This is a genomic window from Micromonospora sp. DT31, assembly GCF_049841795.1.
GTDB lineage: Bacteria > Actinomycetota > Actinomycetes > Mycobacteriales > Micromonosporaceae > Micromonospora.
Genome location: NZ_JBNCKZ010000027.1, coordinates 44,006 through 53,579, shown reverse-complemented (window position 1 = coordinate 53,579; position 9,574 = coordinate 44,006). Strand labels below are relative to the sequence as shown.

Sequence of the window (9,574 nt, the reverse complement as noted above, 5' to 3'; positions counted from 1 at the left end):
GTCAAGATCGCAGCACCCACCATGACGCGAACAACGATCATCAATGCTCAAGGATCTGCAACCATGCACGAGGTCGTTAGGAATGTTCAGCGCTAGCCTGACGGAGGCGGAGGGTTATCGAGTAGGTGACCGCCTGGCGATCTCATGCGAGGCTTTCGACACGAGGGTCGCAAGAACGACCCCTCGCAGAGTGCTTGTCGAATGGCCGTGGCGAGCGGTTGACCCCGAATCGGCTAACTCCTGGGACGGCACGGTTGGGTTCCCTCGAGATCCCGATGCCTACGACTGGCGCAACACCCCCTGGCGTGTCGAGCCTGAAACGGTTGAGTTGGGCAGAGGTGACTCGTGCTTCGTCGGAATACCGACAACAGAAGTCCAAGTTACCGCGATCGAAAGGTTCGAGCCCCCTGCTGATTTCGGATTCCTGCCGCGTCCGGTTGTCGCGCTTGAGGTTTGCCCAATCGAATACCTGCAGGATGAAGAAGCAGGCTACGTTCTCTACCTTAATAGCGATGAGCCGATCGATATTGAAGGCGTGAGGAGGTAGTGGGCTAAATCCCGAAACAATTTTCTGGCCTTTAGTTGAGGAGGGGTGGGGGCTGTGGCTCCCACCCCTCCTTTCTGCCCCTATCGGTCGTGATGGAAGGAACAGGGGCGCAATACTCGTCCTCTCTCGACTCCCCAAAGTTTGGCTTGAACTGGTGCCCATCCTGTCTTGGGACGGGCGCCGGTGTCTTCACCCGCCCGTGGGCGCTGTCGAAGACGGCGGCTGGCAAGACGACCTTGAACACATCACGCGGGTTCTAGCCAGCGTTCGATGAGGAGGGTTAAGCCCTGTTCCCCTGCCGGCGTAGGCCGTGTAGCAGTCGGTTGTAGGCGCGATCGGTGGTAGGAAGTACTACTCCGTGAGCAGCAACCGGACGAACCCGGCCATGCGCGACCTGGCGGAGTTGCTCGGCTATGAGCGGGTTTCTGGGAAACGGTTTACCAGCCTGCTTCCGAAGCAGAGGAAGAGTTATGAAGGCTGTGCCGCTAGAGTAGCGTCCACATCTGGCATCAGAATAGTTGGATGGGACTGAGTAGTGGCGACTTTATGGGACCGAGAGATGGGCGACGAGGTCCGTCTCCTCGGGCAGTTGGGCTCGGGAGCGCAACTCGACCTGATAGTGCGGTTGCTGGAGTGGACGATTGAAGCTCTGCCGTCGGCGGCGCGGTCGCTGCTGGAAGGGGAGGCTGGTGAGACAGTCAGTGGCGCGCTGCAGCTCGTGCGTGGTGCTGCGGCGGGATCGTTGCCGGATGAGGAGTCGGAGGAGGTCGAGGAGCTTGAGGACGAGTTGGCAGAACTGGCCGACGAGCTTGAACTTCAAGATCTGTGGCAGCTCTTCGTTGCGCTGAACGACTCTGTCGGGGTGCCGGCTGAGGATGTCACGGTGGAGTTCACGCGCACGATCATGTCGGCTTGTTACGACGTGATCCGTGACTGCGAGGACGTGCCGGAGTTCCCCGTGGGAACACAGGAGTCCGTCGCCCTCGACGCCGAGCGTGCGAACAACAACTGCATGCGGGCAATCGAGTACCAGAAGGAACTCATCCGCACGGCGGTGCAGGAATAGGCGGACGCATGCCCCCGTGCCGGCACTCGCATCGCTGAGGCTCGCCAGCGCCGGTGCGGCCGCAGGTGCCGTGCGGGTGGGTGCCTGGGCATGAAGTACGCGATCAGGTGGAGGTGGGACGCAATGGCGTCCCACCTCCACCTTCTTTTACCCGTGGCTTACTCGCAGCTGGTCAGGGAAGCCAGCAATGCCTGACCGCCAAGTCGACGACCTGTGAGCAATCTTCATCGTGACGGTGCAGGCACGGGCGGCGCGGGAGTTGGGTATTTATGTAGGACAAGCTCCCGATAAGAAGGAGCCACTCGCAGGGGATGAGTGGGACTGCATCGCCCTGACTTGCCCAGCCGCTTGAAATCGCTCTACGCGTACACACGGTGACCGCATCGGCTCCGGGCGGCCGGTGTGCGGTGCGCGGGCGGGCCCGGTGGGTGGCGCGTACGCTGCGGGATGTCGGCAACACGCCGTCGGCAGAGCCCCAGTGGCCCGAAGCGGCGACCCCGCCTCCCCTTGCCCTGCGTGTGCTCGCGAAGCGTCCTCGTCGGTGTTTCTGTTACTCCGACACGCCGTCTACGACATTGATTCGCATCACGCTCACTTTTCCGATTTTGCCCTTGTTGACCCGCGATTCAGAGGCTTACCGTGGGCGGCGCGTCTAGGGTCTACGGGGAGTGGCGCGATGGAAATCCAGATTCGACTTCTGGGCACAGTGGAGCTGCGCGTCGACGGCGAGACCGTCACGCCAGGGGCGGCGAAACGGCGGGCCGTGCTGGCCGGGCTGGCGATCGAGGCGAACCACTCCGTCTCCCTGCCCCCGGCTGGCCCGGATGGTCTGGTCCGACCACCCGCCGACGTCCGCCACCGCCAACCTCCGTACCCATGCCGCCGGCCTGCGGCGCACAGTCGGCGACCGGCTGCTCGCCCGTCCGCAGGCGTACGAGCTGAGGCTGGCGCCGCACGAGCTGGACGTGACCGAGTTCCAGCGACTGGCGGCGCAGGGGCGGTCACTGCTCACGTCCACCGATCCCGCCGGCGCGATCGACACGCTCGCGTCCGCTCTGGCCTGGTGGCGGGGCCCGTCCGGCGACGGTCTGCCGCGGGGCACCGCCTTGGACAACAGGTGGGCCGCCCTCGACGAGCAGCGGCTCCAGGTCTTCGAGGAACTGGCGCAGGCGCGGCTGGCCGCCGGTGAACACGCTCACATCCTGCCCGACCTGCGCGCGCACCTTGCCGCGCATCCGCTGCGCGAGCGGGCCTGGGGGCATCTGATGCTCGCCCTCTACCGGTGCGGGGACGTGCCGGCCGCGCTCACCGTCTACCGGGACGCCCGGGCCGTCCTCGACGAGCAGCTCGGCCTCGAACCCGGCGCGGAACTGGCCCGGTTGCACCGGGCGATGCTGGACCGCGACCCGGAGCTGTCGTACGCCGAGCCGGCGGGCACCATCGTGACCGCTGCGGCACCGACCGCGGATCTCCGTCCCGCCGTCGGCTGGGCGGTGCCGCGGGAGTTGCCGGCGGACCTGCTCACCTACGTCGCGCGTACCCGGGAAACCGCCGACGTGGTGGCCGCGGTGACCGCGCAAACCCAGGCCGCGGTGGTCGTCACCGGCGCCCCGGGCAGCGGCAAGACCATCCTCGCGGTACGCGCCGGGCACGCCGTGGCCGCCCGGTTTCCCGACGGGCAGGTCTTCGTGGACCTCGGCTACCGGACGTCGGTGACGGCGGGGGAGGTGCTGGCCCGGGTGCTGCGTGCGCTCGGCGTGCCGGCCGCCGACGTCCCCGAGAGGACCGACGAGCGGGCCGGTTGGTTCCGCTCACTGGTGGCCGGTCGCCGGCTGCTGCTCGTCGTCGACGGGGTGACCCGGGCGGCGCAGGTGCGCCCGCTGCTGCCCGCCGGCCCCGGCCCGGCGCTGGTCACGGTCGCCCAGCGGCACCTCGGCAGCCTGGACGGCGTACGCCGGGTGACGCTGCGCCCGGTCGGGGTCGCGCAGGCCCGAGACCTGCTGATCACGCTCGCCGGACCGCAGCGGCTGGCCGCCGAGCCGGCGGCCACCGCCGACCTGGTGCGGATCTGCGGCGGCTCGCTGCTCGCCCTGCGCATCGCCGGCGCCCGGCTGGGCCGACAGCCCGGCACGTCGGTGTCCACCCTCGTCGCCGAGCTGGGGGACGGGCGGGGCCGGTTGGACCTGCTGGCCTTCGAGGACCTGTCGGTGCGGGCGAGCCTGGCCACGGGCGTGACAGCCGTCCGCTCCGACGACGAGGTGGCCGGCCGGGTGCTGGAACTGCTCGCCGCGGAGCCGGGCACGCTGGTGGAGGCCGCCGCGGACCAGCTCGGCGTCACCGCGCACCGGGTACGCCGCGCCCTGGACGACCTGGTCGACGCGCATCTGGCGCAGCGGGACGGGCACGGCGACTACCGGCTGCCCACGCTGGTGAGCGACTACGCCGCGGAACTCGCCGCGCGGGGTCGGGTGCCTGCCCGCGCGACGACCGGGCGGTGGTTCGGTCCGCTGACGGCGTGACGGCCCGAGCGGGCCGGGTCAGCGGTCGATGATGGTGTTGTTCTCGTCGATGCCGTGGTCGCGCCAGTAGACGTCCCACTCGTCGTCGACGTGCCGCGGCACCTTGCCCTCCGGGTAGCGCACGTACGGCGGGGCCGGCTCCTCGCCGTCCGGCACGCAGGCGCTGCCCCCCTGCGGGCCTACCGCGATCACGGGGTATTCGTCGCTGCCGCAGATGCTCTGCCGCAGCGAACAGCCGGTGGTCGCCGTCAGCCCGGCCAGCCCCAGCACGGCAAGAAGGATCATGATTCGAGTTCGCACGGGGAGAATTGTCGCCCGGGCGCACGCGCCCACCATCGGCACGGGTGCTTGTTCGCGCCGTGCCGGCGGCGGGTCAGGTCGTCTCGCCCCGGACGATCGCCACCGCCACCCGGCAGAACTCGTCCATGTCCGGGTGGAAACCGGCCGCGATGTCCGGGTGCAGACCGGAGCGGGTCTCGTCGAGCAACCGGCGGCAGACGTCCTCCACCGGCTCGCCCGCGTAGTCGTCACGCACCCGGTCGGCCGCCGCCTGCAGGGCCGAGGTCAGCTGATCCTCCAGCGGGCCGCGCAGCTTCTGCTGCACAGGGTCCAGCCCGCTCGGATCGAGCGTGACATGTGGCTCCGACATCGGTGCTCCCTTCATCGGCGTCCGCGATACCCCACCGCGGGCGTCGGTCAAACCATCGTCGGTACGGCTGCGACCCGGACCCGGTAGGAGAACTCCTCCGCCGGCTCCTCGACGTATGACAGCCGGCGGATCTGCCGGTCGTCGGACCAGAGCGCCACGTCGACGAGCACCCCGAGATGGGCCAGGCCGATCGTGGACACCCGCTTCTTGTCCTGCAGCACCGCGCACACGCCACCGAGCAGCGTGCTGGCGTCGGAGGTGCGGTGCCCGGGCGGGCAGCGCAGGGTCAGATCCACCTCCACCGGCCCGGAGAGCGGGGTCCACCCGGTGCGCTGGGCCGCCGTACAGGCGGCCTGGAGCAGGGTGCGGACCCTCGTCGCCTGCCGGTGCCCGGCGGCGAAGATGGATAGGGCCTCGGCCTTGACCGGGGGCAGGCCGCTCACCTCGAACGTCAGGGCGACAGCGCGGGTGTCCTGCACGACGGCACCTCCTCGGGGGAATCCTGCCCAACCGGTACGCGCGCAGGCGGCGGTTCCCGGAGAACCAACCGATCGAGCGGGCTGTGGGGGACAGGCCGGCGGCGTATCGACATCGGCGGCGACGCGCGGGCCACGGAGTGAGGGAAACGCTAGCCGAGTCCGCTCACGCCCGGTAGTCCCACCGTTCACGTGGTGGGACCGAGGGCCGCCGTTACCAGGAGTGACGCAACCGCAGCCCGAGGAAGTGGGCGTAGTCGGTCAGCGCCGTGTCCACCCGGGCGCGCAGCGCGGCGTCGAACGGCACGAGCTGCCGCACCGTCACGGTCACCGCGCCGGCGCCGAGCGTCCGCGTCCAGGTGCCGACCACCCGCCCGCCCCGCACCACGGTGGACCGGAACATCCCGTTGTTGCCCGGCACCACAGCCGCGGCGTGCGCCGGGTCGAGCATCAGCGAACGGTCCTTGAAGCCGAGCAGGTATTCGTCGAAGCCGGGCAGCGTGTGCACGTCGTCGACCGGGGCGTGGGACGCGTCCAGCAGCGCGGCGTCGACCACGGCAGCCTCGCCGTCGACCTCGACCGGGGCGAGCAGGTCGCCGGCCAGCGTGATCGCCCGGGTCGCGTCGGTGACGGTCAGGCCGGTCCAGCGGGCCAGCTCGTGCCGGGTCACCGGGCCGTGGCCGCGCGCGTAGCGGTGCGCCAGCATCGCCAGCGCCTCGTCCCGCTCCGGGCGGTGCGGGTCGGGCACCCATTCGTCGAGCAGCGCGAACGTCTGGTCGGTGCCGACGTGCGGGGCGATGCAGGTGACGCCGCGCTGGCTGGCGAACCACAGCAGGTGGTAGCCGCGCTGGCCGGCGGTGTCCAGCCCGGCGGCGCGCAGCGCGGCCAGGCACTCGGCCCGGGTGAGCCGGCCGCCGCCGGCCAGCGCCGTGCGCAGCACGTCACCGGCCCGGTCGCCGTCGGCGAGGGTCAGCCCCAGCGTGCGCCACCGGCCGGCGATGCCGGCGAGCGTCCGCACGCCGGTCAGCTTCAGCATCCAGTGCGCGTCGCGCGCCGGCACCAGGTGCACCGTGCCGCGCATCGGCCAGGTGCGCAGGGCCTCCCGCCGCTCCAGCGCCGCGCGGATGTCGTCCTGGGTGCGGCCGGGCAGGCGTACGCCGAGCGACCACAGCCCGCTTGCCGCGTCCTGCGCCTGCATGGCGCCGAACCACTCGACCACGTCGGCGACGCCCCGCGGCCGGGCGGTCGGGTGCGGACGCAGCAGCAGGCCGGTCATCCGCAGCGTGAGCGCCTCGGCGCGACTGAGGCGTACGGTCACGGCGTGCCTTCCGTCGACGGCTGGACGGTCAGCATAGATCCGGGGTACGACAGCTCCGGGCGGCCGGAGGCGGCCCCCTGATCGCGCTGCGCCGGCCGCGCTGCCGACGGAGCGCGATCCCCCGTTCAGGTTTCCCGGCGCGGGGGCAGTCGTTGTGACAGGCACCGGTGCGATCAGGATCCCCGGTGCGACTGGGCCGGGAAGCAGTTCGGCGCGGAACTTGCGGAAATCTTGAGCCACGCCCGGCCCGGCGCGGTCGCCGCCCCCTCACGAACCACCCGGCGTTTGACACGACAAGTAACGGGTACGCGCCGGAGCTGACCCGAAAAGAGGAGGGAACCTTTGATGGATGCCCAGGTCAAGGCCGCGGTGATCTATTACAGCGCGACAGGCATCACGTACCAGATGGCGCAGGCGGCGGTCGAAGCCGCCGGGGAGGCCGGTGCCGAGGTGCGCCTGCGCAAGGTACGTGAGCTGGCGCCCGACGAGGCGATCCGCTCCAACTCGGGCTGGCAGGCGCACCGGTTGCAGACCCAGGACGTGATGGAGGCCGAGCCGGACGACCTCGACTGGGCCGACGTGGTGATCATGGGTTCGCCGACTCGGTACGGCATGGTCGCCGCCCAGCTCAAGCAGTACATCGACACCACCGGCCCGCTGTGGGCCAACGGGAAGCTGGCGGACAAGGTCTACACCGGGTTCACCTCGACCGCGACCGCCCACGGCGGGCAGGAGGCGACGCTGCTGTCCCTCTACACCGTCTTCTACCACTGGGGCGGGGTGGTGGTGACCCCCGGCTACACCGACCCGAGCCAGTTCGTCGCCGGAAACCCGTACGGCGCGTCGCACACCAGCAACAACGGGGAGGTCGCCCCGGACTCGTCGGCCCTGAACGCGACCGCGCTCACCGCGAAGCGGGCCGTGCTGATGGGTGCCGCGCTCAAGCGGGGCATGGCCGGCTGACCGGCCCCGGAACCTGGCGACCGGTGGCCGGACGGGGGCTCTCGAACCCGTCCGGACCACCGGTCGCCCTCCGCCTACCCTCGGCCGGTGCCGCCATGCGCGCTCAGCGCCGGCCGGTCGAGCAGATGGCCCAGCAGGTCCGCCAGCACCGCCGTGCCGTCCCGGCTGAGCACCGACTCCGGGTGGAACTGCACCCCCGCGAAACCCGCGCCGCGCAGCGCGTGCACCGCGCCGTCGGACGGGTCCCGGTCCAGCTCCACCGGGCCGTACGGGCTGGTGACCCGGTCCGCGTCGGCGCGGGCGGTGAAACTGGCGTAGAACCCGACCCGGCGGGTCACCCCGAACACCGGCACGTCGCGGGGCAACCCCTGGTAGGGCGCGTCCCGCCGGTGCAGCGGCAGGCCGAGCAGGCCGGCGAGCAACTGGTGTCCCAGGCACACCGCCAGGGTCGGCCGGCCGGCGGTGAGCAACCCGGTCAGCAGCTCCCGCAGCGCCGCCATCTTCGGGGCACCGCGCTCACGTGGGTCACCCGGGCCGGGGCCCACCACCACCAGGTCGTAGCCGTCGACCGGGCCCGGGTCCGGCCAGTCCCGCCGGGTCACCGCGAGGCCCAGCGCGCCGAGCTGGTGGGCCAGCATGCCGGTGAAGGTGTCCTCCCCGTCCACGATCAGCGCCCGTCGCCCGGAGAGCCCGCGCAACACCAGCGCCCCCGGTTCCCGCTGCTCCAGCCAGAACCTGGCCAGCGGGGCGTTGCGGGCGGCCAGCGCGGCGCGTACCTGCGGGTCGTCGCCGTGGCGGGCGGCGGTGCCGGCGTCCGGCCGCGGGGCGTCCGGCCCGAGCCCGAGCGCGGCCAGCACCCCGGCGGCCTTGGCGTGCGTCTCGGCGACCTCCCCGGCGGTGGTGGAGTGCCGGACCAGGGTGGCGCCGACCGGCACCCGCAGCTCACCGGCCGGGGAGATCTCCGCCGTGCGGATCAGGATCGGCGCGTCGAGTGTCTGCCGTCCCTGCCCGTCGCGGCCGAGCAGGGCCAGCACCCCGGCGTAGTAGCGCCGTCCGGTGCGCTCGTGCCGGGCGATGACCCGGCAGGCGTTCTCCATCGGGCTGCCGGTGACGGTGGGCGCGAACATGGTCTCCCGCAGCACCTCCCGCACGTCCCGTGAGCAGCGCCCGGCCAGCAGGTACTCGGTGTGCGCCAGGTGCGCCATCTCCTTCAGGTACGGCCCGACCACCTGGCCGCCCCGCTCGGCGACCACGGCCATCATCTTCAGCTCCTCGTCGAGCACCATGTACAGCTCCTCCACCTCCTTCTCCTCGTGCAGGAAGCGCAGCAGCTCGGTCCGGTCGGCCGCCTCGCCCCGGTGCCGGAACGTGCCGCTGATCGGGTTCATCTCGACCAGGCCGTCGGCCACGCTGACGTGCCGTTCCGGGCTGGCGCCGACCAGGATCCGGGTGCCGGTGTGCACCAGGAACGTCCAGTACGCCCCGCGTTCGCCCAGCAGCAGCCGGCGCAGCGCGGCCAGCGCGGCGGACAACGGGTCGCCCTGCACCGTCGCGCGCAACGTGCGGTGGATGACGAAGTTCGCGCCCTCGCCCCGGCCGATCTCCTCGGACAGCACCCGCTGCACGATGTCGGCGTACTCGTCGTCGGCGATGTCGAACCCGGCGTCGCGGGTGCGTACCTCGGCGTCGGGCAGCGCCGCCAGCAGTTCGGCCAGGGGGATCCGCCGGTGCGCCTCGACCGTCAGGAACTCCAGCGGCAGGCCGTCGTCGACGCAGTCGAAGCCGCGTTCGGTGACCTGCCGGTACGGCACCACGGCCAGCGTGCGGGGACCGGCGCCGTCGGGCAGCGGCAGGTCGGCGAGCCGGTCGACGGTGCGTACCGGACCGGTGAACAGCTCGACGTGGTCGGCGCCCTCGCGGCGCACGAGCGCGAACGGCCCGGGGTCGCGGGCGGGCGCGCCGGCGGGGGGCGGGGGGGCCGGGGGGGGGCTCGGGGGGCCGCGGTGGGGGGGGGGCCGCCGCGCCGGCGCGCCGGG

General features: G+C 71.5%; 8 protein-coding genes and 1 pseudogene. 4 read left to right on the top strand and 5 right to left on the bottom strand.

Features of this window, described 5'->3' with window-relative positions; all coding sequences use genetic code 11:
- Positions 1 to 190 precede the first annotated feature (190 nt).
- The 3 genes from ACLQ2X_RS27010 to ACLQ2X_RS27000 all read left to right on the top strand — a co-directional run bounded on the left by ACLQ2X_RS27010 (position 191) and on the right by ACLQ2X_RS27000 (position 4,132).
- A complete protein-coding gene (locus ACLQ2X_RS27010; RefSeq protein WP_425683891.1) occupies positions 191 to 547 on the top strand; it encodes a hypothetical protein in 357 nt (118 codons plus the stop codon).
- Between the two features lie 559 nt (positions 548 to 1,106).
- A complete protein-coding gene (locus ACLQ2X_RS27005) occupies positions 1,107 to 1,613 on the top strand; it encodes a hypothetical protein (protein ID WP_425683890.1) in 507 nt (168 codons plus the stop codon).
- An 824-nt stretch (positions 1,614 to 2,437) separates the two neighbouring features.
- Complete coding sequence (locus ACLQ2X_RS27000; protein ID WP_425683889.1) at positions 2,438 to 4,132, top strand: BTAD domain-containing putative transcriptional regulator; 1,695 nt, start codon at positions 2,438 to 2,440, stop codon at positions 4,130 to 4,132.
- 18 nt (positions 4,133 to 4,150) lie between these two features.
- Here ACLQ2X_RS27000 and ACLQ2X_RS26995 read toward each other — a convergent pair whose 3' ends face one another.
- From ACLQ2X_RS26995 to ACLQ2X_RS26980, 4 genes are all read right to left on the bottom strand, one after another.
- Positions 4,151 to 4,432, bottom strand: a complete 282-nt coding sequence (locus ACLQ2X_RS26995) for an SCO0607 family lipoprotein (RefSeq protein WP_425683888.1) — start codon at positions 4,430 to 4,432, stop codon at positions 4,151 to 4,153.
- A gap of 73 nt (positions 4,433 to 4,505) precedes the next feature.
- Entirely contained in the window at positions 4,506 to 4,781 is a 276-nt protein-coding gene (locus ACLQ2X_RS26990) for a hypothetical protein (protein ID WP_425683887.1), read from the bottom strand.
- A gap of 47 nt (positions 4,782 to 4,828) precedes the next feature.
- Positions 4,829 to 5,260, bottom strand: a complete 432-nt coding sequence (locus ACLQ2X_RS26985; protein ID WP_425683886.1) for a hypothetical protein — start codon at positions 5,258 to 5,260, stop codon at positions 4,829 to 4,831.
- A 211-nt stretch (positions 5,261 to 5,471) separates the two neighbouring features.
- Positions 5,472 to 6,575 (bottom strand): winged helix DNA-binding domain-containing protein, encoded by a 1,104-nt coding sequence (locus ACLQ2X_RS26980; protein ID WP_425683885.1) that lies wholly within the window; start codon positions 6,573 to 6,575, stop codon positions 5,472 to 5,474.
- Positions 6,576 to 6,920: 345 nt separating this feature from the next.
- Here ACLQ2X_RS26980 and wrbA point away from each other — a divergent pair, with 345 nt between their 5' ends.
- Positions 6,921 to 7,538, top strand: coding sequence for an NAD(P)H:quinone oxidoreductase (gene wrbA, locus ACLQ2X_RS26975; RefSeq protein ID WP_425683884.1), 618 nt, complete (start codon positions 6,921 to 6,923; stop codon positions 7,536 to 7,538).
- Between the two features lie 74 nt (positions 7,539 to 7,612).
- Here the strand turns inward: wrbA and ACLQ2X_RS26970 are convergent.
- Positions 7,613 to 9,496: pseudogene (locus ACLQ2X_RS26970) on the bottom strand (chorismate-binding protein); the annotation flags it as partial.
- Between the last annotated feature and the right edge of the window lie 78 nt (positions 9,497 to 9,574).